24 protein-coding genes are annotated in these 24,247 nt (G+C 70.7%); 12 read left to right on the forward strand and 12 right to left on the reverse strand.

Annotated elements, in window-relative coordinates:
- Nucleotides 1–49: 49 nt before the first annotated feature.
- Nucleotides 50–1,066, reverse strand: a complete 1,017-nt coding sequence (locus V5E28_RS14885; RefSeq protein ID WP_336207450.1) for a hypothetical protein — start codon at nt 1,064–1,066, stop codon at nt 50–52.
- Between the two features lie 147 nt (nt 1,067–1,213).
- Here V5E28_RS14885 and V5E28_RS14890 point away from each other — a divergent pair, with 147 nt between their 5' ends.
- On the forward strand, nt 1,214–1,735 hold the full coding sequence (locus V5E28_RS14890; RefSeq protein ID WP_336207451.1) for a gamma carbonic anhydrase family protein: 522 nt from the start codon (nt 1,214–1,216) through the stop codon (nt 1,733–1,735).
- Here the strand turns inward: V5E28_RS14890 and V5E28_RS14895 are convergent.
- The gene (locus tag V5E28_RS14895) at nt 1,707–2,609 is read right to left on the reverse strand and encodes a hypothetical protein (protein ID WP_336207452.1); all 903 of its coding nucleotides are present in this window, start codon (nt 2,607–2,609) and stop codon (nt 1,707–1,709) included. The two genes, V5E28_RS14890 and V5E28_RS14895, sit on opposite strands and share 29 nt — an antisense overlap.
- 62 nt (nt 2,610–2,671) lie before the next feature.
- Between V5E28_RS14895 and V5E28_RS14900 the strand changes: the two genes are divergently transcribed.
- Entirely contained in the window at nt 2,672–4,195 is a 1,524-nt protein-coding gene (locus tag V5E28_RS14900) for a hypothetical protein (protein ID WP_336207453.1), read from the forward strand.
- Nucleotides 4,196–4,668: 473 nt separating this feature from the next.
- On the opposite strand, the gene V5E28_RS14905 is transcribed toward V5E28_RS14900, so the two are convergent.
- The 7 genes from V5E28_RS14905 to V5E28_RS14935 all read right to left on the reverse strand — a co-directional run bounded on the left by V5E28_RS14905 (nt 4,669) and on the right by V5E28_RS14935 (nt 11,377).
- Nucleotides 4,669–4,950 (reverse strand): metal-sensitive transcriptional regulator, encoded by a 282-nt coding sequence (locus V5E28_RS14905; protein ID WP_049560737.1) that lies wholly within the window; start codon nt 4,948–4,950, stop codon nt 4,669–4,671.
- 29 nt (nt 4,951–4,979) lie between these two features.
- Nucleotides 4,980–6,047: a glycosyltransferase gene (locus V5E28_RS14910; RefSeq protein ID WP_336207454.1), complete on the reverse strand. Its 1,068-nt coding sequence runs from the start codon at nt 6,045–6,047 to the stop codon at nt 4,980–4,982.
- On the reverse strand, nt 6,044–6,838 hold the full coding sequence (locus tag V5E28_RS14915; protein WP_336207455.1) for a hypothetical protein: 795 nt from the start codon (nt 6,836–6,838) through the stop codon (nt 6,044–6,046). The genes V5E28_RS14910 and V5E28_RS14915 overlap by 4 nt, the downstream gene beginning before the upstream one ends.
- A 148-nt stretch (nt 6,839–6,986) precedes the next feature.
- Nucleotides 6,987–9,101 carry a (Fe-S)-binding protein gene (locus V5E28_RS14920; protein WP_336207456.1) on the reverse strand — a complete coding sequence of 705 codons (2,115 nt, stop codon included), beginning with the start codon at nt 9,099–9,101 and terminating at the stop codon, nt 6,987–6,989.
- Nucleotides 9,102–9,231: 130 nt separating this feature from the next.
- Entirely contained in the window at nt 9,232–9,813 is a 582-nt protein-coding gene (locus V5E28_RS14925; RefSeq protein WP_336207457.1) for a TetR/AcrR family transcriptional regulator, read from the reverse strand.
- Nucleotides 9,810–10,556 carry a class I SAM-dependent methyltransferase gene (locus V5E28_RS14930; RefSeq protein ID WP_336207458.1) on the reverse strand — a complete coding sequence of 249 codons (747 nt, stop codon included), beginning with the start codon at nt 10,554–10,556 and terminating at the stop codon, nt 9,810–9,812. The genes V5E28_RS14925 and V5E28_RS14930 overlap by 4 nt, the downstream gene beginning before the upstream one ends.
- An 11-nt stretch (nt 10,557–10,567) precedes the next feature.
- Nucleotides 10,568–11,377 carry a sugar phosphate isomerase/epimerase family protein gene (locus V5E28_RS14935; protein WP_336207459.1) on the reverse strand — a complete coding sequence of 270 codons (810 nt, stop codon included), beginning with the start codon at nt 11,375–11,377 and terminating at the stop codon, nt 10,568–10,570.
- Nucleotides 11,378–11,433: 56 nt separating this feature from the next.
- Here V5E28_RS14935 and V5E28_RS14940 point away from each other — a divergent pair, with 56 nt between their 5' ends.
- The 4 genes from V5E28_RS14940 (at nt 11,434) to V5E28_RS14955 (ending at nt 15,219) form a co-directional block, all read left to right on the forward strand.
- Entirely contained in the window at nt 11,434–12,132 is a 699-nt protein-coding gene (locus V5E28_RS14940; protein WP_336207460.1) for a class I SAM-dependent methyltransferase, read from the forward strand.
- Between the two features lie 44 nt (nt 12,133–12,176).
- Nucleotides 12,177–12,578 carry a MerR family transcriptional regulator gene (locus V5E28_RS14945; RefSeq protein ID WP_336207461.1) on the forward strand — a complete coding sequence of 134 codons (402 nt, stop codon included), beginning with the start codon at nt 12,177–12,179 and terminating at the stop codon, nt 12,576–12,578.
- Complete coding sequence (gene trxA / locus V5E28_RS14950; RefSeq protein ID WP_336207462.1) at nt 12,559–12,864, forward strand: thioredoxin; 306 nt, start codon at nt 12,559–12,561, stop codon at nt 12,862–12,864. The genes V5E28_RS14945 and trxA overlap by 20 nt, the downstream gene beginning before the upstream one ends.
- Nucleotides 12,865–12,936: 72 nt before the next feature.
- Nucleotides 12,937–15,219 carry a M20/M25/M40 family metallo-hydrolase gene (locus V5E28_RS14955; protein ID WP_336207463.1) on the forward strand — a complete coding sequence of 761 codons (2,283 nt, stop codon included), beginning with the start codon at nt 12,937–12,939 and terminating at the stop codon, nt 15,217–15,219.
- Nucleotides 15,220–15,370: 151 nt separating this feature from the next.
- On the opposite strand, the gene V5E28_RS14960 is transcribed toward V5E28_RS14955, so the two are convergent.
- A complete protein-coding gene (locus tag V5E28_RS14960; RefSeq protein ID WP_336207464.1) occupies nt 15,371–16,258 on the reverse strand; it encodes an NAD(P)-dependent oxidoreductase in 888 nt (295 codons plus the stop codon).
- 45 nt (nt 16,259–16,303) lie between these two features.
- On the opposite strand from V5E28_RS14960, the gene V5E28_RS14965 reads away from it, so the two are divergent.
- The 4 genes from V5E28_RS14965 (at nt 16,304) to disA (ending at nt 21,247) form a co-directional block, all read left to right on the forward strand.
- Nucleotides 16,304–16,654, forward strand: coding sequence for a winged helix-turn-helix transcriptional regulator (locus V5E28_RS14965; protein WP_336207465.1), 351 nt, complete (start codon nt 16,304–16,306; stop codon nt 16,652–16,654).
- Nucleotides 16,655–16,858: 204 nt separating this feature from the next.
- Complete coding sequence (gene radA, locus V5E28_RS14970; RefSeq protein ID WP_336207466.1) at nt 16,859–18,265, forward strand: DNA repair protein RadA; 1,407 nt, start codon at nt 16,859–16,861, stop codon at nt 18,263–18,265.
- A 384-nt stretch (nt 18,266–18,649) separates the two neighbouring features.
- Nucleotides 18,650–19,537 carry a hypothetical protein gene (locus V5E28_RS14975; protein WP_336207467.1) on the forward strand — a complete coding sequence of 296 codons (888 nt, stop codon included), beginning with the start codon at nt 18,650–18,652 and terminating at the stop codon, nt 19,535–19,537.
- 663 nt (nt 19,538–20,200) lie between these two features.
- The gene (disA, locus tag V5E28_RS14980) at nt 20,201–21,247 is read left to right on the forward strand and encodes a DNA integrity scanning diadenylate cyclase DisA (RefSeq protein ID WP_336207468.1); all 1,047 of its coding nucleotides are present in this window, start codon (nt 20,201–20,203) and stop codon (nt 21,245–21,247) included.
- A gap of 74 nt (nt 21,248–21,321) precedes the next feature.
- On the opposite strand, the gene V5E28_RS14985 is transcribed toward disA, so the two are convergent.
- Nucleotides 21,322–22,002: a hypothetical protein gene (locus tag V5E28_RS14985; RefSeq protein WP_336207469.1), complete on the reverse strand. Its 681-nt coding sequence runs from the start codon at nt 22,000–22,002 to the stop codon at nt 21,322–21,324.
- Between the two features lie 79 nt (nt 22,003–22,081).
- Here V5E28_RS14985 and V5E28_RS14990 point away from each other — a divergent pair, with 79 nt between their 5' ends.
- On the forward strand, nt 22,082–22,957 hold the full coding sequence (locus V5E28_RS14990; RefSeq protein WP_336207470.1) for an A/G-specific adenine glycosylase: 876 nt from the start codon (nt 22,082–22,084) through the stop codon (nt 22,955–22,957).
- Between the two features lie 24 nt (nt 22,958–22,981).
- Here the strand turns inward: V5E28_RS14990 and V5E28_RS14995 are convergent, their stop codons facing one another.
- Nucleotides 22,982–23,398 (reverse strand): cupin domain-containing protein, encoded by a 417-nt coding sequence (locus tag V5E28_RS14995; RefSeq protein WP_336207471.1) that lies wholly within the window; start codon nt 23,396–23,398, stop codon nt 22,982–22,984.
- Between the two features lie 59 nt (nt 23,399–23,457).
- Between V5E28_RS14995 and V5E28_RS15000 the strand changes: the two genes are divergently transcribed.
- Nucleotides 23,458–23,928 carry a MarR family winged helix-turn-helix transcriptional regulator gene (locus tag V5E28_RS15000; protein ID WP_336207472.1) on the forward strand — a complete coding sequence of 157 codons (471 nt, stop codon included), beginning with the start codon at nt 23,458–23,460 and terminating at the stop codon, nt 23,926–23,928.
- The last annotated feature ends 319 nt before the right edge of the window (nt 23,929–24,247 follow it).

Genomic DNA, 24,247 nt, shown 5'->3' on the forward strand with positions numbered 1-24,247 from the left:
CCGGGAACGTGGAAGCCTCCGACCCAATCGGGGGCGGAGGCTTCCGCCCCTACTTGCGCAGTTCCGACAGACGGCCGATGTTCACGTCCGTGTCCTCGGAGACGACCTGGACCTCCGACCGCGACTCCTCCTGCGGCCGGTCGTCGTCCTCGTCCTCGTCCTCCTCGACGATCACCCGTACGTCGTCCTGGGGCGCGGGCGTCGCCGCCTGGGGCGCGTCCGAGGCGAGCGGGCCCGCCGCGGACTCGTTGCGCATCAGGTCGCCCAGCACCGTGCTGACCTCGTTCAGCCGCCGCACGACCTCGGTGTGGGTGTTGGTCAGATACTCCACCCGGCGGCCGGCGTGCTCGTCCAGCGAGGCCACGCGCTGCTGCGCCGCCGCCAGCGTCTGCTCGGCCTCGCCATGCGCGCTCGCCAGTGTCTGCTCCGACTCGGCGCGGGCGCCCGCGATCATCTGCTCGGCCTCGGCCGTGGCGGTCGAGACCAGCCGCTCCGCCTCGGCCGCAGCGGTCGAGACCAGGCGCTCCGCCTCCGCGTGCGCCTCGCGCAGCCTGCCCTCCGCCTCCGTCCGGGCGCTGTTGCGCGTCTCCTCGGCGTCGGCGCCGGCCTGCGCCAGCATGCGCTCGGCCGCCTCCGTGGCCTCGCCCACGCGCCGCTCCGCCTCCGCCTGGGCCGAGGTGAGGATCTTGTCGGCGGTCTCCCTTGCCGACGACATCAGCTGCTCAGACTCGGCCCGCGCCGACTCGCGCAGGGCGACGGTCTCAGACTCGGCCTCCTGCCGCATGGCGGAGGCCTCCTCGTGGCCCAGCTTGAGAATCTGCTCCAGCCGGGTGCTGGGGTTGAAGTTCTGCGGTACCTCGGCCATCTGCCGCCTGGCCTCCGCCAGCTCGATGCGGCCCTGCTCGGCCTGATCGATCGCCCGCGCCAGCCGCTCTTCGAGATCCCTGACTTGGTTACGGGTTCGGATCATGTAGTCGTGGACCTGGCGACGGTTGTAGCCGCGCATCACGACTTCGAAGGTGTCGTCCTGCATCAGATCGGGAATGCTCTCGTGCCGGTTTGTCATGGGGGTTACCTAAGGGTTTGCGTGAGGCGGGGGAAAACTGCGGGTTGTAAGGGTCTGCGGACGAGACGTCAAGAATCGACTTTCCTGCCATCTGCCCACGTCCGCAACCGGAACGCCAGACCTGAGGCGGGAATTACGATGTGGTAGATGTACATCGCCGCATTGGACAACGGGGCAGTTCCGGACATTCACCCCCAAGCTTACGTAGCTCCAGGGGCCGTCGTGGTCGGCAGGGTCTCGGTGGGCCGGGCGTCCAGCGTCTGGTACGGCTCGGTCCTCCGGGGAGACGACGAGCGGATCGAGATCGGCGAGGAGTGCAACGTGCAGGATCTCGGCTGCCTGCACTCCGACCCGGGCGAGCCCGCGATCCTGGAGTCCCGGGTCAGCCTGGGCCACAAGGCCATGGTGCACGGTGCTCACGTGGAGTCCGGCGCGCTGATCGGCATCGGCGCGATCGTGCTGGGAGGCGCCCGCGTCGGCGCGGGCACGCTGGTCGCGGCCGGGGCCCTGATCGGCCCGGGCAAGCGGATCCCGGCCGGGGTGCTGGTCGCCGGGGTGCCCGGCAAGATCGTGCGCGAGCTCACCGACGACGACCGGGCCTCCTTCGCCGGCACTCCGGACAACTACATCGCCAAGGCGATCAGGCACCGGCAGGCGTCAGCATTTTGATCATGACCTCGTCCGACACAGAGGCGGTGTTGAGCGGGTCGGCGTACTCCGGCAGCTCGGGCCGGAGAAACCTGACGAAGTCCACGGTCATCTTCACGTCCGGCACCCCCTTGACCTGCTTGGCGTTGCCCTTCGTGGCGTCCTTCTTGAGGGTGTTGTAGCTGTCCCAGTCGGTGTAGGCGGTGATACCCCACTGCAGCACCTCGGGTAGCTCGCAGGGCCAGCGGCTGCCGACCTTCCACGTGCCGCCGTCCTCCTTGTACAGGGCGACAGCGACCCGGCCGACCCTGGCCAGGACGAGGTCCATCCATTCGCCCTTGACCATCCGCTCCTGCGGCATGGAGCTGCCGTCCTTGGTGTACTTCACCTCGACCTGGCCGCTCTTGTCGGCAGTGCCGGTGGTGACGGACATCCAGTTGGGGGTGGCGTAGGAGTCGGGCTGGCGGGCCATCAGGCCGCCGAGCGAGAACTTCCGCTTGGGCTTGCCGCCGCTCCTGCCCGCGACCTTGACCCTGGCGTGCATGACGATGTCCCCGGCCAGCTCCTGGTAGAGGAACGGGCCGCGGAAGCCGTCGAACCACGCGGACGTTCTGGGCTCCAGGTACATCGCGCCCTTCGCCGTCTTGTCGACGTCGAGCTCGGCGATCCGGTCCACGTCCTTCTCGGTGGTGCTCAGCTTCGTCCACACCGACAGCTCGGTGCCGGAGGCGAACTCGGTGGAGGCCCCGCCCACCTCGCCCCCGGGCTCGGGCGCAGTGGCCTTGTCCAGCGTGAGCACGCCCGCGACGGTGGACGGTGGCTCCTGCGGCGCCGCCGTCCCGCACCCTGCGAGCACGCCGACAACCGCCACCAGCCACGCCTTCTTCGCCCTCATAGCGGACATTCTGCCGTGTTGTGCCCGCGAGTGATCCGAATTGGCCCAGTACGATGGCCGCCGTGCGCCCCTGGAATGCGTTCACCGCCGCCGAGGCGGAGGTCCGCGCGATGGTCGCCGACCCGCGCTGGCCGTGGCTCCCCGAGCCCGCTCGCGCGCGTTCGATCGCCGCCAGGACCCTGGTGACACGCGACGGCGACAGGTGGCTGTTCGGCAGGCACGCGCGCTGGCACCTGCACGACCCCGCGGACGGCCGCTGGCACCCCGCCCCGCCGCCCAGGCGCCTGCGGGCCCGCCAGGTGGGGCACCACGCGGCGGCGCTGCCCTCCGATGTCATCCCGCGCGGCCCGGACTTCGCCGCCGAACCCGGCTCCACCCAGGCGTTCGTCGGTCCCGACGTGCCGCTCAAGCTGTGCGAGCAGGTCGGCGTGCTGCTGCGCGCCAACTGCCGCAAGCCCGAGGGGGACTACCCGCTCACCGCCTTCGACGAGATCTTCGCCACAGACGTGCCGAGCACGGTCGCCGCGGTGTGGGGCACCATCATGTGGTGCGCCTACGCGCCCGCCTTCGACGGCAACGAGCGGCTGCTCACCATGTTCGGCGAATTCCTGCGCAGGCCGCTGCCCGGCGACGAGTGGGTGCGCTGGCTGCCCGCTCCGCCGCTGGTCGACCTCGTCACGCTCGTCGGGGAGCGCCAGCGGTCCGGCCATCCGCGCACCGCGCTGCGCCTGGCGGCACTGATCGCCGACACCGCCCACATCCTGCTGTCGGACACCCGCTTCAGGCCGCGTGCCCTCGCGCTGCTGACGATGGTCGAGCCCGCGCTCAAGAGGCCCGGCCTGGACGACCACGCGGCCCTGCGCGACGAGGTGATGCGACAGGCCTGGCTGGAGCGCTGCCCGGAGCGGCTCTCCAGAGCGGTGCTGATGGAGACCGACCCCGAGGCGCACCTGTCGCACGTCGTCTACGACCTGGTGGAGGCGCTGGCCTTCACCCCTGACCCACCGCGCGCCGCCGCCACCTACCTGGCCGACCTGTCGGACTCCAGGAGCCTGCTGCCCGGCCGGCTCGACCACCGGCTCAGGCACGCCTACGACGAGCTGGACCAGGCGGGGCTCACCAGCACATCGGCGAGTGAGCGGACGCAGCCTGACGGCTTTCCGGTGATGGCCCCCGCCTTTCGGCCTGCTCCGCAATCCCCCCACACGGGCTCGTTCCTGCCGCCGGGCCCGTCGACGGGAACGGGCCATCGACCGGCACCGGACGAACGGCGTACAGGGTCCGCCCGTTATTCCAGTGAGACCGGCGGCCAATCCCGCGAGGAGATCGGCCGCAATTCTGATGAGCACCCGACAGGGGGCGGCCCGACCGGCGGGCGGGGCGGGTTCACCCATGCCCGGCAGGAGGCGGGGACCGGCGTGATGCCCCCGGACCGGGCGAGCGCGGCGGCGGTGCTGGGGGCCGCGTACGCGGCCGGGCTGGCCTGGAGCGGGTTGTCGGGGGCACGGGTGCCCGAGCGAGGGTTCGCCGGATCGGCGGCGTTGGTGCACAGGCTCATCCACGAACGCGACGACAGTCCCACCTAAACCACTAATACCGATATTTCACCCTAACTCCGCCTATATCGTTCTAACACTGCAGACCATCAGCCATTCGCTGAATTGTGATCTCGATTTCGGGAAATGATCCTCGTGGGGGCCAGGCGGCGCCGCAAGGAATGACTCCGATGGGCCATGTCGCCGCAAGGGCCTGCGCCGTAACCTCGAAGTGGGTGTGGGCTGCGGAAGGAAGGACGACGCGGTGGGGCACGATGAGCTGGACTCTCGGGTCCACGACCGTGTCGCGTTGGACGAGATTGCGCTCTACGCCGAGGTGCTCACCGCTGTAGCAGTAAGCGAGCGGCGGCTGACCTTGGACGAGCTCGACGACGCGCTCGGATTGCGGACTTCGGCGAGTCGCTGAAGACGATCACAAGACCTAGTCCCGGACTCCTCAGGGGTCCGGGACAGTGGTTTGCGCGAATGGCTCACCATGACTAGTCAATCGCGTGACCTTTCTCCTACGAACGGACGAGACGCGCGATTGCGGCCGACGCCTCCTTGACCTTCGCGTCGGCCTCCGGCCCCCCGGTGGCGATGGCGTCGGCCACGCAGTGCGAGATGTGCTCCTCCAGCAACCCGAGCGCCACCGCCTGCAGCGCCCTGGTGGCCGCGGAGACCTGGGTGAGAACGTCGATGCAGTAGGCGTCGTCGTCGACCATCCGCTGCAGGCCCCTGATCTGGCCCTCGATCCGCCTGAGCCGCGTCAGATAGGCCTGCTTGTCTCCGCTGTACCCATGCATAGTCCTACGGTACCCGCTACCGGTATCACTCAGCGGAGGTCGGCGATCAGCTTCTCCCACTGCTCGCCCACCTCGTCGGCCGCGTGCCGGATCGCGGTGTCGAGCGCCCCCGCCGCCAGGGAGCGGCGCCTGCGCTCGTCGTCGATCAGCGCCAGCAGCGCCGCCGCGAACAGCTCCGGCCCTGCGCCGGACTCCGGCACCAGCACGCCGTTGTAGCCGGTCGCCACGAACTCCGCCGGACCCCGGGCGCCCTCGATCGCCACCACCGGAACCCCGCACCCCATGGCCTCCAGCACGGTCATGCCGAGATCGGCGCTGCGCGAGGTGTTGGCCACGATCGAGGACTTGGCGAACTCCCCGGCCAGATCCGGCGTGGTGCCCATGAAGTAGACGTGGTTGTGCAGGCCCAGCTCGGCGACCAGGGCACGCAGCCGCCGCTCCTCGGGGCCGCCGCCGTACAGCCTCAGCCGCCAGTCGGGCCGCTTGTCGGCCACGATGGCGAAGGCCTGGACGAGGCGGTCATAGGCCTTGGCGGCCACCCACCTGCCGCCCGCGGCCACGATCCGGTTGTCCATGCGCGAGCGCGGCCACGGAGCGCTGGGCAGCGCGTCGGGCACGGTGTGGACGGCGGGACCGCCATCCAGGAGCTTGCTCCACTCCTCCTGCGCGGACTCGGTGGCCGTGACGACCGCGTCGAGCCGGGGGTAGTGCTTCTTGACCGGTCCGGGAACGGCCGGGCGGCCCCACTCGCGGGCGATCCGCAGCACCTCGCGCGGCGCGTGCCTGGCCGCCTGGACACTCAACCCTGGCCTGGTGGTGATCAGAACGTCACACTTCAGACTCCGCAGCACCCGCCACAGCGCGACCTCCGTACGGACCTGTCCCCTCGGGAGCAGGTGCCGGACGCCCGGCCTGGCGTCGATGACCGTGCGCATGGCGACGTTCGGCCCGACGGGGAAGAACGGCTTCTCCTTCGGCCGCCTGAGGCTGATCACCTCGACCTCGTGCCGCTGGGCGAGCGCCGTGGCGAGGTTCAGGGTGGAGCGCACGTCGCCGCGCATGCCGTACGCGGAGGAGAGCACCAGGCTGACCTTCACCCGCCCACCTCGATGCGCAGCTCGTCGTCGGCCGTGTAGGAGGGGCGGATGGGCACGCCGTCGACCCTGGCCGACGGATAGTGCAGGCGGCGGCGCTTGCCGTCGACGTCGTCGAGCCAGCCGCCGAGGCGCAGCGGCGCCGGCACCCCGTCCACCTCCAGCGAGGGCTCCCACGTGCCGACCGCCTCGGGGTCGGCCGCGAGCACATCGACCAGCGAGACCGCGGCGTGGAAGCGCACTCCCTGCACGGTCGCGGTGGCCGTCACCCGGGCGCCGGTCTGCCTGCGGTGCAGCGACAGCATGGCCTCGTGGCGGCAGTCGTCGTCGTCGAGCCCGGTGTAGGCGAGCAGGCCCGTCACCTCGAAGCGGCCCTCCCTGAACCAGACCGCGCGCACCTCCGCCATGGGGTCGGCGTCGTCGATCTTCAGGGCGAGGTAGCCGTTGCGGGTGCGGTAGGAGCGGTAGGCCAGGGTGCGCTTGCACAGGGAGTAGGCGTCGAGGTGGTCGAGCGAGAAGCCCGGGTCGATGCTGCGCAGCCTGGCGCGCTTGCCGCCGCGGCGCAGATAGGCGTCCCAGCGGCCGGCACTCAGGAGCAACGGCGCGAGCGACACGGCCAGGGTGGCCTCACGGGCGACGGCGCCGGGCGTGCCGAGCAGCACCTCGCGCTCGACCCCGGTGGTGCGGTGCCTGAGCACCAGCTCGGTGCCGCGGCGCAGGGGCTCCTGCATGGCCAGGCGAAGGGAGAGCACGTCGGCCAGGGTGACTTCCGCATCCGTGACGACGACGCTCACCGCGAGCCCCCTCCCCGTCGAATAGAGCCATGCGACGTTGAGGTTACCGTGATTTTCCCGTTATGTGGATGGCAGATTTCCCGTAGGTCACGCTCTTGACGTGCGAAACTCCTCCACATGGCACTGTGGAGGAGTCCGACTTTCTCTGTCAGGAAGAGCTCTTGACCGATTTGATCAAGAGCTGGGCCACGTCCACGACCTCCAGCGATTCCTTGGCCTCGCCGCTGTTCTTCTTCTCGTTGATGGCGTCACCGAGCATCACCATGCAGAACGGGCACGCGGTGGAAACCGTGTCCGGGTCGGTGGTCAGCGCCTCGTCCACGCGCTCGGTGTTGATGCGCTTGCCGATGCGCTCCTCCATCCACATGCGGGCGCCACCGGCCCCGCAGCAGAAGCCGCGGTCCTTGTGCCGGTGCATCTCCTGGGTCGTGACGCCCGGCACCTTCGACATGATGTCGCGGGGCTGGGAGTAGACCTTGTTGTGGCGGCCGAGGAAGCACGGGTCGTGATAGGTGATCTTCTCCTCGATCGGCGTGATCGGGGTGAGCAGGCCCTCGTCCACCAGCTTCGACAGCAGCTGGGTGTGGTGCACCACCTCGTACGTGCCGCCGAGCTGCGGATATTCGTTGGCCAGGGTGTTGAAGCAGTGGGGGCAGGTGGCGACGATCTTCTTGACGCCCGCCTCGTTCAGGGTCTCGATGTTCTGCTGGGCGAGCATGTTGAACAGGTATTCCATGCCCAGGCGGCGGGCCGGGTCGCCGGTGCACGCCTCCATCGGGCCGAGCACCGCGAACTTCACGCCCGCGATGTGCAGCAGCTCGGCGACGGCCTTGGTGGTCTTCTTGGCCCGGTCCTCGAGCGCGCCGGCGCAGCCGACCCAGAAGAGGTATTCGGCGTCCTCGGGCATCTTGTCCTCGACGAGCTCGACCTCGAAGTCGAGCTCCTCGATCCAGTCCGCCCGCTTCATCTCGGACATGCCCCACGGGTTGCCCTTGTTCTCCAGGTTCTTCACCATCACTCCCGCCTCCGACGGGAACGACGACTCCACCATCACCTGGTAGCGGCGCATGTCGAGGATGTGGTCGATGTGCTCGATGTCCACCGGGCACTGCTCGACGCAGGCGCCGCAGTTGGTGCACGCCCAGAGCACGTCGGGGTGGATCACGCCCTCCTCGCCGACCAGCGGCTTCTCCAGCAGGGCGAGCACGTCGGTGTCCGCGTGCGGGCTCTGGCCGCCGCCGTTGGCCGCCGCCATCAGGTAGGGGGCGACCTTGAAGGCGTGGTCACGCTGGTCGAGGATGAGCATCTTCGGCGAGAGCGGCTTGTCGGTGTTCCAGGCAGGGCACTGCGACTGGCAGCGGCCGCACTCGGTGCAGGAGTAGAAGTCGAGGAAGCCCTTCCACGTGGTGTCCCCGATCTTGCCGCGGCCCAGCCGCTCCGGGTCCAGGTCCTCGTCCTCGAAGTCGACCGGCTTGCCGTCCACGCGCATCTCGACGGCCGCGCCGAGGCCGTCGGGCCGGCGGGAGAACAGCACGTTCAGCGGCGCGGTGAAGATGTGCAGGTGCTTGGAGTGCACCACGATGACCAGGAACACCAGCATGAAGCCGATGTGCAGGAGCAGCGCGATCTCCTCCAGCAGCGGGCTCTGCGGCAGCACGTTGCCCAGCGGGATCGACACGAAGGCGCCGGAGGAGTAGGGGAAGTTGCCGTTGGCCGACGCCACGCCCCTGGCCAGGAAGAGCGTCCAGATGATGTTGAAGATCATGAACAGGACGAGCCAGGCGCCGCCGAGGTGCGAGCCGGCGAAGCGGGACTTGCGGCCGAGGGTCTTGGGCGAGTTCTTCACCCGGATGACGGCGAAGGCGACCAGGCCGAGGAGGCAGGCCACCGCGATGAAGTCCTGCAGGAACCCGAGCACCGCCCAGGTGCCGACGAGCGGGATGTGGAAGTCCGGCCTCCCGGTGATCGCCCCCTGGATGATCGCGCCGTAGGCCTCGATGTAGACGGTCAGCAGGATGAAGAACGCCCACATGACGAAGAAGTGCGCGATGCCGGACGGCGTCCACTTGAGCAGCTTCTTCTGCCCGAACACCTCGACGAGCTGCGCCTTGAGCTCGGCGCCCGCATGGGTCCTGGCATATTCGACGCGCTCGGGGGCCGGTGGGCCCACGGTCGCCAGCTTGAACAGGAACAACGCCCTGCGGCCCGCGACGGCCACCGCCAGGACGGTCATCACGAGCCCGATGATGGCTACCCAGAGCACGGGGTCCTCCCACAGACGTCGTTGGCTGTCAGCGTACTGACCTGGCCTCCCCCGAAATCCTACCCATGGGTAACTTCGCCGGGGTAACCGCCACTCACCTTATGGTCAGGGTCGCCTCTAGAACAATGCTCTACCCGGTGAAGTAGCGCTGAATCGTCGGCGCCAGCAGATCGACCAGTTCCTCCGGATCGGCGCTGGCCATGGGCTCCAGCTTGAGCACGTAACGGGCCATGAGCACGCCGAACATCTGCGCGAAGGCGGCCTCGATCCGCAGGCGCGGCACCTGAAGCTCGTCCGCCACCCGGAAAAGCATGGCATTCGTGACGAACTCTCTGAACATCTGTACGGCCTGCTCGTTAGTCATCGCCGAGCGGAACAACGCGATCATCGGCTCGCGCGTCTCGGGCGTCGCGGTCACCGTCAGCATCAGGGTGACCAACCGCCTGCCGAGCTCCTCGCGCGGGCCGTCGAGCAGTGTGGGAATCACCACATCGGGCGTGATCGGCAGCTGCAGCGCCGCCGCGAAAATTCCCTCCTTGGTGTCGAAATAGTGGTGCACCAGCGCGGGATCGACCTTCGCCTCCCTGGCGATGCCGCGAACCGTCGCCTTGTCGAACCCCTTCTCCGCGAAGACCTTCCTGGCCGCGCTGAGAATCTCCCCGCGCGTGTCGGCCGAACCGGGCCTGCGCCCGGGCCGTCGCTTGACCGTCACCGGCCCACCGCCAGGTAGACCCGCATCGGCACCGACAGCACCCCTGCGGGAAACTCCCGCTCCAGCTCCGCCCGCTGCCACCCGACCAGCTCGTCGGCCGCCTCCGGCGACAGCGCCGCCATGTAGGAATGGGAGCGCAGGTCGAGCAGGAAATCCTCGATCCCGACCAGCCGGGTCCACGGGATCCAGCGCTCCTCGACGACCTCGAACGCCGCCGCGATCGGCGGCACCGACCACTCCTCCAGCGCCGGCCCCCAGTAGGTGGGGCACGCCTGCGCCAGGCGCGCCTCGTAGGCGGCCAGCCAGCCGGCCTGAGCGGCCTGGGCCAGGTTCCAGCAGCCGGCGACGGCGCCGCCGGGCCGCAGCACCCGCCGCGCCTCGGCGATGGAGACCACCGGGTCGAGCCAGTGCCAGGACTGGGCGTACGTCACCAGGTCGGCCGCCCCGTCGGCGAGCGGCAGCGCGTTGCCGTCGGCCAGCACGGCCGCGACGCCCCGCTCGGCGCGCGCGATCAGGCGGGCCAGCATCTCCGCGCCCGGGTCCACCGCGACGACCCGCGAGCCGCGTGCCCGCAGGGCGCGCGTCAGGATGCCCGTGCCGGCGCCGACGTCCACCACCGTGGCGCCGTCGAGCGCCACGCCCGACACCTCCGACAGCGCCCGGTAGAGCTCGTCGGGGTAGGCCGGCCGGCCCGCGTCGTAGGCGTCGGCGACACTGTCGAACACCCGGCCCAGCTTCCGCATCGGCCCGAGACTCATGTCGAGGCCGCCAGGTAGAGCCTGGCGAAGGCCAGGGCCTCCGCGAGGTCGTCGATCCGCTCGGTGCGACCGGCCGCCTTGCGGGTGTTGATCTCCAGCACGACCAGGCCGCTGTAGCCGCTGCCCGCCAGGCGCTCCAGCATCGCGGCGCACGGCTGGTTGCCCCTGCCGGGCACCAGATGCTCGTCCTTGTTCGTCACGCCGATGCCGTCGGCCAGGTGCAGGTGCGCCAGCCGGTCGCCGAGCTTGGTGGCCATCTCCATGGCGTCCGAGCCGGACACGGCGGTGTGCGACAGGTCGAGGGTGACGTGGGGGAAGTCGTAGTCGATCGGGTTCCAGTCAGGGGAGTAGGGCACCACGTCGTTGCCCCTGGCACGCAGCGGGAACATGTTCTCGACCGCGAACGTCACCGCGGTCTCGTCGCGCATGCGCGCCAGGCCCGCCTCGAAGTCGCGGGCGTAGTCGCGCTGCCAGCGGAACGGCGGGTGCACCACGACCGTGGACGCGCCGAGCCGCTCCGCCGCCTTCTGGGCCTTGACCAGCTTGGCCCACGGGTCGCGCCCCCAGACACGCTGGGTGACGAGCAGGCAGGGCGCGTGAATGGCCAGCACCGGGATCTCGTAGTGCTCGGAGAGCCGCTCGATCACGTCGATGTCCTGGCTCACGGGATCGGCGCCGACCATGATCTCTACGCCGTCGTAACCCAGCCTGGCGGCCAGCTCGAACGCATCGGGAGTGCGTTCCGGATATACCGAAGCGGTGGACAATGCGATCTTCGCATTGGGCACGCGGATGACATCAGCCACGTTGCCAGCCTAAGCCGGATGACCGGATATGGCGCGCCGCGCCCTACGGTTGGGGCATGCCGAGGATCGCGAAAGGCGCCATTCCAAGCCCGAACATCTGGAACGCACCCCAGGTGTACGAGCTGGAGAACCGGGCCGTCGACCCCGAGGACGCCGCTGGAGCGGCCATGCGCGCGCTGCGCTCCTGGGAGGGCGCGACCGTCCTCGACATCGGCTGCGGCACCGGGTTCCACCTGCCCGGCTACGCGGCGTACGCGTCCAGGGTGATCGGCGTCGAGCCGCACGGCGACCTGGCGGCACTGGCCCGCCGCCGCTGCGCCGGCAGGCCGGGCATCGAGGTGCACGCCGCCGCCGCGCAGGACCTGCCGCTCCCGGACGCCTCGGTGGACGTCGCCGTCGCGCGCTGGGCGTACTTCTTCGGCCCTGGCTGCGAGCCGGGACTGCGCGAGCTGTCCCGGGTCGTACGGCGCGGCGGAGCGGCCTTCGTCGTCGACCTCGACGCCGGGCGGGGGGCGTTCGGCCGGTGGTTCACGCGCACCGTGCCCACCTACTCCGCGAGCAAGGCGGAGGCCTTCTGGGTCCGCCACGGCTGGCAGCGGCAGCCGCTCGACCTGCGCATGACCTTCGAGAGCAGGGCGGACCTGGAGGCGGTGCTGCGCATCGAGTTCGCGCCCGAGGTGGCCGAGCAGGCCATCGCCGAGACATCGGGCCTGGAGTTGCCCTACCCGAACGTGCTGCGCTGGCGCTTCTACTGAGGGGGCTTGACCTTGACGTTGGTGTCAAGGTTTACCGTGGGGTCATGCGCATCGGAGAGCTGGCCGAACGGACCGGGGTGAGCACCCGCTCGCTCCGCTACTACGAGCAGCACGGGCTGCTCAGCGCGCGCCGGGCGGCCAACGGCTACCGCGACTACTCCGAGGAGGATGTCCGGCTGGTGTCGGAGATCCGCGCACTGCTGTCGGTGGGGTTCACGCTCGAGGACACGCGCCCGTTCGTCCACTGCCTGCGCGCGGGGCACAGCACGGGCGGGTCGTGCCCCGACTCCGTCGCCGTCTACCAGCGCAAGCTCACCCAGATCGACGACGAGATCCGCGCCCTGCTCGCCCGCCGCGCCGAGGTCACCGCCCAGCTCGCCGAGTCGTGCCCGGGTTGCTTCGTCAAAGGTTCGCCGAAGGAGACAAATGATCACGCTGACCACTGACAACTTCGAAGAACAGGTGCTCAAAGCCGACAAGCCGGTGCTCGTCGACTTCTGGGCGGAGTGGTGCGGGCCCTGCCGCATGATCGCCCCCGTGCTCGAACAGATCGAGGCGGAGTACGGCCTGACGATCGGCAAGCTCAACACCGACGAGAACCCGGAGATCATGTCCCGCTACGGCGTCATGGGCATCCCCACGCTGCTGCTGTTCGACGGCGGCGAGCCGGTCAAGCAGGTCGTCGGCGCCAAGCCCAAGCGGCTGCTGGTCAACGAGCTGGGCCTTGGGTAATCCCTTGGGCCCAGACCAGAGTCCTCCCCTGGGTTGATCCGCCCGGCCGGGTGAACGGCCTAGCGTGGGGGCATGACCCGCACGGCCCTGGCCGGCCTGGTGGCGCTGGCAGCACTGCTCGCCGTCACCCTGCTCGACCTGGCACCCCCCGCCCCGAGCGCCGCCGGCGCTCCCGCCACTGCCTTCAGCGCCACAAGGGCACACGAGCACGTCCGGGCCATCGCCCGGGCCCCGCACCCGACCGGCTCCGCCGAGCACACCCGCGTGCGCGAGCACCTCGTCGCCAAGCTCCGCGAGCTCGGCCTCGACGTCCGCGTCCAGGAGGGCGTGGGCGTCCTGCCCCTCCGCCACGACGGCGTGATCCCCATGGGCACGATGCGCAACATCGTCGCCACCCGCCCGGGCGGCGACCCGACCGGCCGGGTGATCCTGGCCGCCCACTACGACTCCGTGCCGGCCGGCCCCGGCGCCTCTGACGACGGCGCGGGCGTGGCCACCATCCTCGAGGTCGCCAGAGCCCTGCCCGCGGGCCTCAGAAACGACGTCGTCCTCCTCATCACCGACGGCGAGGAGCAGGGCCTGCTCGGCGCCGAGGCGTTCGTCAGGCAGGACCCCCTGGCCAAGGGCACCGTCGTGGTGCTCAACAACGAGGCCAGGGGCATCCGCGGCGCCGTCCAGATGTTCCGCGCCTCACCCGGCTCCGCGCCGCTCATCGACCTGTACGGCTCGGCCGCGCCGCACGCGTCGGCCGACTCTGCCTTCGCCGCGCTGCTGAGCGTGCTGCCCAACAACACCGACTTCCACGTCTTCGACGAGGCGGGCTGGCTCGGCCTCGACTCCGCCTTCATCGGCGGCGGGGCTTATTACCACACGCCGCTCGACGACCCCGCCCACCTCGACCTGGGCAGCCTGCAGATGATGGGCGACAACGCGCTCGCCCTCACCCGCGCGCTGGCCGGCGCCGACCTGGCGACACTCCGGTCGGGCAGCGAATCGGTCTACTTCACCGTCCCGGGCGCGCTCGTCCGCTACCCCCTCTGGCTGGAGATCCCCATCGCTGCGGGCGCACTGGCGCTGGCGGCGGCCCTCGTCTGGACGCTGCGACGCCGCGGGCAGACGTCCCTCCCCCGCACGGCAGCCGCCGCCGGGCTCGCGCTGCTGCCCGTCCTGGGGGCCGCCGGCGCCGGTTTCGCGGTGATGCCGGTGCTCAGCCTGATCAGGCCCGAATACGGCGAGATGTTAACCGGTGACCCCTATCGCCCCTGGTTCTACCAGGCGGCGCTGCTGGTCTTCACAGTCGGCATCGTGCTGGCCTGGCGGCTCGCGCTGCGTCGCCTGGGGCTCGCCACGCTCGCCGCCGGCGCTCTGCTGCTGCTGGCCGTGCTGGGTCTGGCGTCCGCCGTGCTGCTGCCCGGCGGGTCGCACACGCTGACCTGGTCCGCGCTGTTCGCCGCGCTCGGCCTGCTCGTCTCGGCGCGGCTGCGCGGCGACGGATGGGCTGCGGTCGCGCTCATCCTCGGGCTGGCCCCTGCCACGATCCTGCTCGGCGCCACCGCCGTGACCGCGCTGGACGTGGGCCTGGGGCTCGGCGGCATGATCGCGGCACCGCACTTCGCGCTGCTGGTGATGCTCCTGCTGCCGCTGTCCGAGCGCTCGCGACCGCGGACGCCAGCAGAGCAGGCGGAGCCGCCACGCACCCGCCGCCGGGCCGTCCTCCCGCTCCTGACGGCCGTGGCCCTCACGGCGGGCCTGGTCGTGACAGGCCTGTACGTGGACCGCTTCGACGCCGCGCACCCACGACAGACGCGCCTGGCCTACGCCATGGACGCCGCCACGGGGCAGGCAGTCTGGGGGGCGCGATCGGAGTCCGCCGGCGCCGACAGCGAGCGGTTCTTCGCCGACGACGGCTGGGCGACCAGACCCGCCCAGGCCGCCGGCCTGCGCGCCCCCGAGCTGTCGGTGGCCAAGGACGAGACGGCCGGCGGGCGCCGCACGCTGACGCTCCGCCTGAAGCCCACCGGCGAAGCCCCCATCACCGGGCTCAGGATCGTGCCCGGCGAAGGGCCGGCCGGGGCAACCGGCACCGGATCGCCGGCCGCCCCGGCTGCAGCTCCCGGCACCTCGTCGAACGGCTCGATCACGGTGAACGGCCGGCGCCTCAGCACCAGCGTCGGCTTCGCCTATCACGCCCCGCCCGGGACCCTCGAGGTCACGCTCGTCCTGCCACCGGGACCGGCACGCATTCGAGCGTTCGAGCAGAGTCACGATCTGTCGGTCGTGCCCGGCCACACGCCGGTCCCCGGCACGATCTCCATGAGCCCGCTGGCCACCGTCTTCCAGGTTCACACGCTGTGAGGACGCCGTGCCTGCCCGGCGAGGGTGGGCCGGTGACCGATGGTCGGCAGCCGTGGTTGACGGTCGGTGGTGGTGGTTGACGCTCGGTGGTGGTGGTGGTTGACGGTCGGCGCCCATCTGGCGGTTCCCAAGGCGCCGACCATCGGTCACCTCACCGAGGGTTGAGGATCTCGGTGATCTGGAAGAACCCGTCGGTGCCATCGCCCCGTCCGATGGCGCGGCGCGCCATGCCTTCGGCCGCACGCATCACGCCCGCGTCGATGCCACGTGCCTCGGAGGCATGGACGATGTGGGCCATGGACGACGCCGCCGAGGTGATCGGGTTGACCTCGCCGGAGAACCGGCCGCTGTCCACCTCCTCCGCGGCCTGCTCGAAGAGCGGCGGAAGGATCTCGGCGATGCCCTTCGCGAACGGTGCCAGCTCCCGCGCTGTGACCCCCTCGGCCCTGGCCACCGCCATCGCGTGGGCGTAACCCGCCATCGCGGTCCAGAAGACGTCGAGCAAGGCGATGTCGTACGCGGCCGCCCGGCCGATGTCCGCACCGAGGTGGGTGTGGGTGCCGCTCAGGGCGTCCAGCACCGGCCGGTGCCGGCGGTAGAGCTCCTCGGGGCCGCTGTGGAGGAACACCCCGGCCGGTGTTCCGATGGTCATGGTCGGCGTCATGATCGCGCCGTCCAGATACCCGATGCCGTGCTCGGCCGCCCAGGCCGCGGCGTCCCGGGCCCGATCGGGGGTGTCGGCGGTCAGGTTCACGACAGTGCGCCCCTCGAGCGCGCCGGTGACCGCGTCACGCCGCACGATGGCGTCCACCGCGTCGTAGTTCACCACGCAGATCACGGTCAAGCTGCTTGCGGCCACCGCCTCTTCGGGAGACAGGGCGCCGACCGCGCCCCGCTCGACCAACTCGCGATCCTTGCCTGGCGTCCGGTTCCAAACCGTGGTCCGCAGACCGGCATCCAGGAATGCGCCGGCCAGGGCCCGACCCATCGGCCCCAGGCCGAGCACGGTGACGGCAGACTGTTCAGTGTGCGAGGTCATGCCTCAACTCCTCGACAAATAGCAACGGTGATGAAGGGGATGAAGATGACGCGCAGCCGCGCCCAGGACCCGAACGTCTGCGGGGTGACCGCCGCGATCGCCGTGATCGACGGCAAATGGAAGACGATCTTGCTCTGGTTCCTGGAATCCGGTCCGCGCCGCCCCGGCGAGCTGCGCCGACGGCTGCCGGGCCTCACCGAGAAGGTACTGACTCAGACGCTGCGGGAGATGGAGGCCGACGGACTGGTCCACCGGGAGGTACACGACGTACGGCCACTTAAGACCGTGTACTCCCTGACCCCGTTCGGCTGCGAGCTCTCCGAAGCGCTGGCACCGCTTTCCGACTGGGGCCATCGCCGCCTGGAGAAGCTGGCCGAGTCCCAACAGGCCTCCTGAGACACCGCCAACCTCCCATCGCGTCTGGATCTGCGGGCCCTTCGGCCCGCACGACCAAGCCTCACGCTGCCACGGCCCGGTCGACAAGTACCCACAAAAAAGTGGCTACCGCAGGAGGCGCGGGGCACCGGCGACTATCAGTCCAGGCTCACCGAGAGCCCCACATGGGGGAGATTGTCGGCGGTGACCGCTAGCCTGCTCGGCATGGCCAAGACAGCGCAGAAGCCCGGCTACCGCTGCGCCGAGTGCGGATGGCGCACCACGAAGTGGGTGGGCAGGTGCGGCGAGTGCCAGGCATGGGGCACGGTCGACGAGGAGGGCGCGCGGGGCGGGGCGCACGTCGTCCAAGCCGGTGCCACCACCGCTCCCGCGGTGCCGATCGGCCAGGTCAAGGCCGAGATGGCGACCGCGCGCACGACCGGTGTGGGCGAGCTCGACCGGGTGCTGGGCGGCGGGCTGGTGCCCGGCGCGGTGGTGCTGCTGGCGGGTGAGCCGGGCATCGGCAAGTCGACGCTCCTGCTGGAGGCGGCGGCCCGCATCGCCGAGCGCGACACCGTCCTGTACGTGACGGGCGAGGAGTCCGCCGCTCAGGTCCGGCTGCGCGCCGACCGCATCGGCGCCATCCGCGACGACCTCTACCTGGCGGCGGAGACCGACCTGTCGGCCCTGGTCACGCATGTGGAAAAGGTCCAGCCCAAGCTGCTCGTGGTCGACTCCGTGCAGACCGTCGGCTCCGCGCAGGCCACCGGCGTCCCCGGCGGGGTCACGCAGGTGCGCGAGGTCGCCGCCAACCTCGTGCGGCTCGCCAAGGAGCGCAACATGGCCACCGTGCTCGTCGGCCACGTCACCAAGGAAGGCTCCATCGCCGGCCCTCGCACGCTGGAGCACCTGGTCGACGTCGTGCTCAGCTTCGAGGGCGACCGCCACTCCCGCCTGCGCATGGTGCGCGCGATCAAGAACAGGTTCGGCCCCACCGACGAGATCGGCTGCTTCGACCTGCACGAGCGCGGCATCGAGGGCATCACCGACCCGAGCGGCCTGTTCGTCTCCCGGCGCAGCAGCCCCGTGCCCGGCACCTGCGTCACGGTCACGGTCGAGGGCACCCGGCCCCTTCCCGCCGAAGTGCAGGCCCTGGTCGCCCGCACCGAGGCGCAGCAGCCCAGGCGCACCTCGTCAGGCCTCGACACCTACCGCGTGCAGATGATCCTCGCCGTGCTGGAGCGCAGGCTCAACGCCAAGCTGGGCGGCTGCGACGTGTTCACGGCCACGGTCGGCGGCCTCAAGCTGGCCGACCCGGCCGTCGACCTGTCGGTGATGCTCGCGGTGGCCAGCGCAGCGGGCGACAAACCGCTCCCGGCGGGGCTGGTGGCGCTCGGCGAGGTCGGGCTGGCAGGCGAGCTGCGCCCGGTCAAGGACGTCCGCAGGCGCCTGTCGGAGGCGGCGAGACTCGGCTTCAAGCGTGGCCTCGTCCCCGCCGGCTCCCTCGACCAAGGCACCCGCAAGGGCAACGGCCAGCGCTCCCTCGTCCCGGTCGGCCCCGTCGCCTTCGCTCCCGGCTTCGAGGTGATGGAGGCGGAGAACGTCTGGGACGCCCTCACCCACGTCACCTGACCCAACGTGGGTACCCGGCCGGTCCGCTGGGGGTGGGCCGGAGCCCAAGCCCGGCGAACCGCCCTACCCAGGCCAGTGCGTCCCGGCGCGACTGCCTCCCAACTGCGAGGCCCTGCAGGACGCCCCCTCGACCGGGCATTCCTGCAAGCCCCTCCGCTCGGGCACCCACCCCACAGACCCCACAGACCCCGCAGAACGACAGGCCGCCTTATTCCTGACCTCACCACCAAAATGCCCCGGGGTTCTTCGGCTTTCGTGATTCGAGCCCGTCAGCAGGGCAGAAGGCGGCGGCCAGCCCTATGACGTGGCACGCCGACGAAGGCGTGTCGACAGGAGGCCGTTTCTTACAAGACGCCTGCTCCGCCGCAAGGGCACGATGAACTCGTGAACGTGGACCTCTCCGCGGCAGCCGCCTTCATGGCCACGCACGCGCGTGTCCTGGACCGCCGCCGCTTCGAATTGCTGACCGACCGAACCGACACCGCCGCCGTGCTGGCCGCCCTGGACGGCTATCGCAACCCCGACGGCGGCTACGGCTGGGGCCTGGAGCCCGATCTGCGTTCCCCGGAGAGCCAGCCCGGGGCCGCACTGCACGCCTTCGAGGTGTTCGAGGACATCGCTCCCGCCACGTCGGCGCACGCCACGGCGCTGTGCGACTGGCTGGAGTCGGTGTCCCTGCCCGGCGGCGGCCTGCCGTTCGCGCTGCCCCTCACCGCCGAGGCGGGCACCGCCCCCTGGTGGAAGGGCGCGGATCCCACGGTGCCGGCGCTCCAGATCACCTCGGTGACGGCCGCCGCCGCCTGGCACGTCGCCGCCCACGATCCGGCCGTGGCCGCTCACCCCTGGCTGGAGCGGGCCACCCGCTACTGCCTGGACGCGATCGAGGCGATCGACCAGGCGCCCAGCGCGTACGTGCTGGCCTTCGCGGTGCACTTCCTCGACTCCGCGCACGACAGCCACCCCGAAGCGGTCGATCTCCTGCGGCGCCTTGCCGCGTACGTGCCCGCCGACGGCCGGGTGCGCGTCGAGGGCGGCACCGAGGACGAGGCACTTCACCCGCTCGACTTCGCCCCCTACCCTGACCTGCCGTCGCGGGATCTGTTCGCGCCCAAGGTGATCGACGCCGACCTCGACCGCCTCGCCGCCCTCCAGCAGGACGACGGCGGCTGGATCGTCGACTACGCCACCATCTCGCCGGCGGGTTCCCTGGACTGGCGAGGCCACACCACCGTCGGCGCCGTTGACACCCTCCGCCGCAACGGCCGGATCTGAGCACCGACCAGGACCTCCGGCCGCGCACCCCCCACACACTGACGCACGGCAGCCCGCAGGAGCGCACCACCCCGCCCTCATCCCAGCCAAGGCCTCAGTCCCCCGCCTCCCATGAGCAGAACCCGTCACCCGACCTCGGACCAGGTCGGAGGCTTCGGATCCACAGAATGGCGCCGCGCAGGTGAAGCCCAGCCAGACAGCTCTACGTGGTGCGTCGAAGCGGAAGGCCGGCCCGCGCCATGCCTTGTCCAGACGGTCCCCCCGGGAGCCAGGACCAACCCGCGACGCGCCCTACTCCAGCAGGACCCCCATCCCAGCCCCCGGCCATCACCCGTCCCCCAGAGCCCAAGCCGTCACCCGTCCACTCCAGTCGGCAGCCACCACGCCCTCGCGCTCACAAGGGCGTTGACCGAAACACTCGCCAAGGCCGAGCCGGTGCAGGCTTCGAGGCGGACTCCGTACAGGAAATGACGCCGGCGCCAAGGTCGGCGATATGTCCCGATATTGAGACCTCGACTCGCACCCCTCCCGCCGAGGCGGTCAGCTCTGGAATCCTCGCTCTGAGGCGGAGGTGGACCTCAGCCCGCACAGCTAAGCTGAGTTTTGACGATTCGACACGGGGGTCAGGTGCCTAACGACAGGAGTCTTGACGACCGCCGTCGCGTGGCCTTGGCGGCAGTCGCCCCGGGCACGCCACTGCGCGACGGCTTGGAGCGGATCCTGCGGGGTCAGACCGGCGGTCTGATCGTGCTCGGCTACAACAAGGTCGTCGAGCAGGTCTGCAGCGGTGGCTTCGAGCTGGACGTGGAGTTCTCGGCCACCAGGTTGCGCGAGCTGGCCAAGATGGACGGCGCGATCGTGCTCAACAACGAGCACAGGATCGTACGGGCTGCCGTGCACCTCGTCCCCGACCCCGCGATCCCGACCGACGAGTCCGGCACCCGCCACCGCACCGCCCAGCGCGTGGCCAAGGAGACCGGCCTGCCGATCATCGCGATCAGCAAGTCCATGCAGATCATCGCCGTCTACCTCGACGGCATCCGCTATGTGCTGGAGGAGTCGGCGGCCATCCTGTCCAAGGCCAATCAGGCCCTGGCGACCCTCGAGCGCTACAAGCACCGCCTCGACGAGGTGTCCGGCACCCTGTCCGCCCTGGAGATCGAGGACCTGGTGACGGTCCGCGACGTGTCGGCGGTCGCGCAGCGCCTGGAGATGGTCCGGCGCATCTCCGATGAGATCAAGGGCTACGTGGTCGAGCTGGGCACCGACGGCAGGCTTCTGTCGCTGCAGCTCGACGAGCTGGTGGCGGGCGTCGACTCCGAACGTGAGCTGGTGGTCCGCGACTACCTCCCGGCTCCCGCGGGGCGCCGGCAGCGCCGCCTCGCCGAGGCTCTGCAGGAGCTGGACGCCCTGTCGGGCAGCGAGCTCCTGGACCTCTCCGTGGTCGCCAACGTCCTCGGCCACAACGGCAGCGACAAGCTCGACAGCCCGGTCAGCCCGCGCGGCTTCCGCCTCCTCGCCAAGGTCCCCCGGCTGCCCGCCACCGTGGTCGACCGCCTGGTCAACCACTTCGGCAGCCTGCAGAAGCTCCTGGCCGCCAGCATCGACGACCTGCAGGCGGTGGGCGGCGTCGGCGAGTCCCGCGCCCGCAGCGTCCGCGAGGGCCTCTCCCGCCTCGCCGAGTCCTCCATCCTCGAACGCTACGTCTGACATCCGTTCAGAGTCTCCACCGCCGGCCCTGCCCGCCACGTCTCCCCAGGGCCGCTGCCGTACGTGCCCGGTTTCTACCGCAGGTGGAAGACGCCCTTCGGGCTCTTCAGCTTGCCCATGCGCGCCATCACGACGTACGTGCCCGGAAGGGCGTTGGGCGGGTCGGTGCGGCAGTCGCCGCTGGAGCGGCGGCGGTCCCAGTCGAGCGATCGGACGTAGGGGACTCCCCGTTCCAGCTCCTTGACCTCGGTCCCGGCGCCGCTGACGCAGTCGGAGGTGGACCAGATCCGGTCCTCGCCCGAGGTGATGCGGATCTCCATCGCACGCGGCCCCACGTCCGCCTTGCACATGACCGGGCCGGTGTTGACGACCGTGATGAGGAAGTTGGGCTGGGCGCCATCGGCGTAGATCTCCTGCTTGCCCTGCATGCCGATGACCAGGTCACTCTCCGCGCAGGTCTCGCCCGGGCGGCGGGTGCGCGCTTCCTGGGTGGTCTTGGTGGCGCTCGGCGTGGGCGACGGACTGGCCGTACCCATGGCGAGGGTTCGCAGCCCCGCCAGGAGCGGATCCGTGACCGGCGTGGCACTCTGCGAGGACTGGGCGCTGGAGGTGCGCTGGGGGCCGCCCGCGCTGCTGGAACAGGCCCAGGCCACAACGGCCACCACCACAAGCACCGCGACCAGCACGCTCATGCGCCGCCGCCAGTAGACGTCGCCTCCGAATCCAGGGTCGCCACGCATCGTATCCGGGTCCATACGCACAGCATGTTTAATCAGGCGGCCACGGAGGGTAACGACACGCCGCTCCTTGCCATCTCGGCATACGCTGGGGCGCGTGGTTGAGCCGAAACTCCTACACGTTCCCATTCTGGAGTGGTACGAAAACAACGCCCGAGAACTCCCTTGGCGTGCCAAGGATTCGACCCCCTGGGGCGTGCTGGTCAGCGAGATCATGCTGCAGCAGACTCCGGTCTCCAGAGTCCTGCCGGTGTGGCTGGAGTGGATGGAGCGCTGGCCCACTCCGAAGGCGCTGGCGGCCGAGCCTCCCGGCGAGGCCGTGCGCCACTGGGGCAGGCTCGGCTATCCGCGACGGGCGCTGCGCCTGCACGCCTGCGCCCGGGCGATCACGCAGGATCACGCCGGTGAGGTGCCTTCGGATCACGCGACGCTGCTGGCCCTGCCGGGCATCGGCGAGTACACCGCGGCCGCCGTCGCCAGCTTCGCCTACGGCGGGCGGCACCCGGTGCTGGACACCAACGTCCGCCGGGTGTTCGCCCGGGCGGTGCGGGCCGAGGAGTATCCCCCGACCGCCACGTCGGCCGCCGAGCGGCGGCTGGCAGAGGCACTCCTGCCCGAGCTCGCCGCCGCTCGCTGGGGCGTCGCCGTCATGGAGCTGGGCGCGCTTGTCTGTACGGCCCGCAGCCCGCGATGCGCCGACTGCCCGATCGCCGGGGCGTGTGCCTGGCGCCTGGCGGGCAAGCCGCCGCACGCTGGTCCGGCGCGCAAGGGCCAGACGTACGCGGGCACGGACCGGCAGTGCCGGGGGCGGCTGCTCGCCGTCCTGCGCGCGGCCCAAGGCCCGGTGCCGAAGACGGCCCTCGACGCGGTGTGGGACGAGCCCGTACAGCGCGAACGCGCCCTCGACGGCCTCGTCGCCGACGGACTCGCCGAGCACCTGGACGACGGGACCTACCGCCTCCCCCACGCCTGAGGACGGCCGCAGGTCCCGCCGCGGTCAGCGCGCCCAGGGCAGCGGCATCCGCACGGTCTCTTCGGGGACGAGGTCACAGGCGCCAGGAGCCGTGAGGCCGTCCGGGTTGTAGACCTGCACCCCGGCCGGAGCGGCCACGATCGCGGTGAAGCCGCGCTCGGCGTCGGCGAACATCTGCCGCAGCACGTCCGCCGGGAGCACCATGGTGTCCCCCGCGACCAGCTCGAACCGTTCGCGTCCCACCTGCACGGCACACCCACCGTCCAGCAAGGTCCACACCGACTCGGCGTCGAAGGCGTGCAGCGGGCCCGCCATCCCCGGCAGGGCGTCCACCCGCCACACGGACTGCCCGGCCTCGCCCTGTGTGGGTGAGGCGAGGGTGGTCATGACGCCGTTCGGCGTCTCGATCCGGCGGGCCTGCGCGTCACGAATGACAGTCATGGCGTCCTCCACTAAGATAGACAAAGTAGTTGTCTAGATAGTGAACCAGGTTGTCTATCGTGTCAAGCGAGTCCCCCGGCTTCGAGCTGCCATTGCGCCTCTTCCTGGCCTTCCGCGTCCTCATCGACGAACTCCACGCCGAGCTCGGCCGCCAAGGGCACCCCGACGTACGCCCCATGCACGGCTTCGTCATGCAGGCCATCGGCCCCCACGGCACGACCGCCGTCGAGCTCGGCCGCGCCCTCGGCGTCACCAAGCAGGCGGCGGGCAAGACCATCGAGACCCTCGAACGCATCGGCTACGTCGAACGCACCCAGGACCCCGCCGACACCAGACGCAAGATCGTCCGTCTGACCCCGTACGGCCTGGACGCCCTCACCCGATCGGCCCGCATCTTCGACGACCTGCGCGCCCGCTGGGCGGCCGAGCTGGGCGAAGACCGCCTCAATGCCCTCGAGTCCGACCTCCGCAAGGTCACGCCGGCCAACCTCTGGCGCCTCGACGTCCCCGGCTGGTTCGGTGCTTTCTGACCCCGGCACGCGCTGCCCGCGACGGGAGCCCCTCAGCTCGTGGCAGGCAGGGCAGCTTCCTCTGCGTTCACCAAGACACCATCACAGACCCGCGCAGGGCACGCACCGTGACCAGCGAACCAGGCGGGAGCGGGCTTCGGAAGCCCCAGCAGCAGCCGGTGCGCCCGCCAACCACCCAGTACGGGCCTCCGTCAGCCCAGCCAGAGTGCGGACCGCCCCATGCACTCGCCACCGTCCCGTACGGGGCCGCTCCCGTGCTCGCCGTCGCCCCGGTGTGCGGGCGGGCTGTGCGCTCGCCACCATCCAGTACGGGGCCCGC

The sequence above is a fragment of the Nonomuraea sp. LPB2021202275-12-8 genome, from assembly GCF_037044575.1.
Lineage (GTDB): Bacteria > Actinomycetota > Actinomycetes > Streptosporangiales > Streptosporangiaceae > Nonomuraea.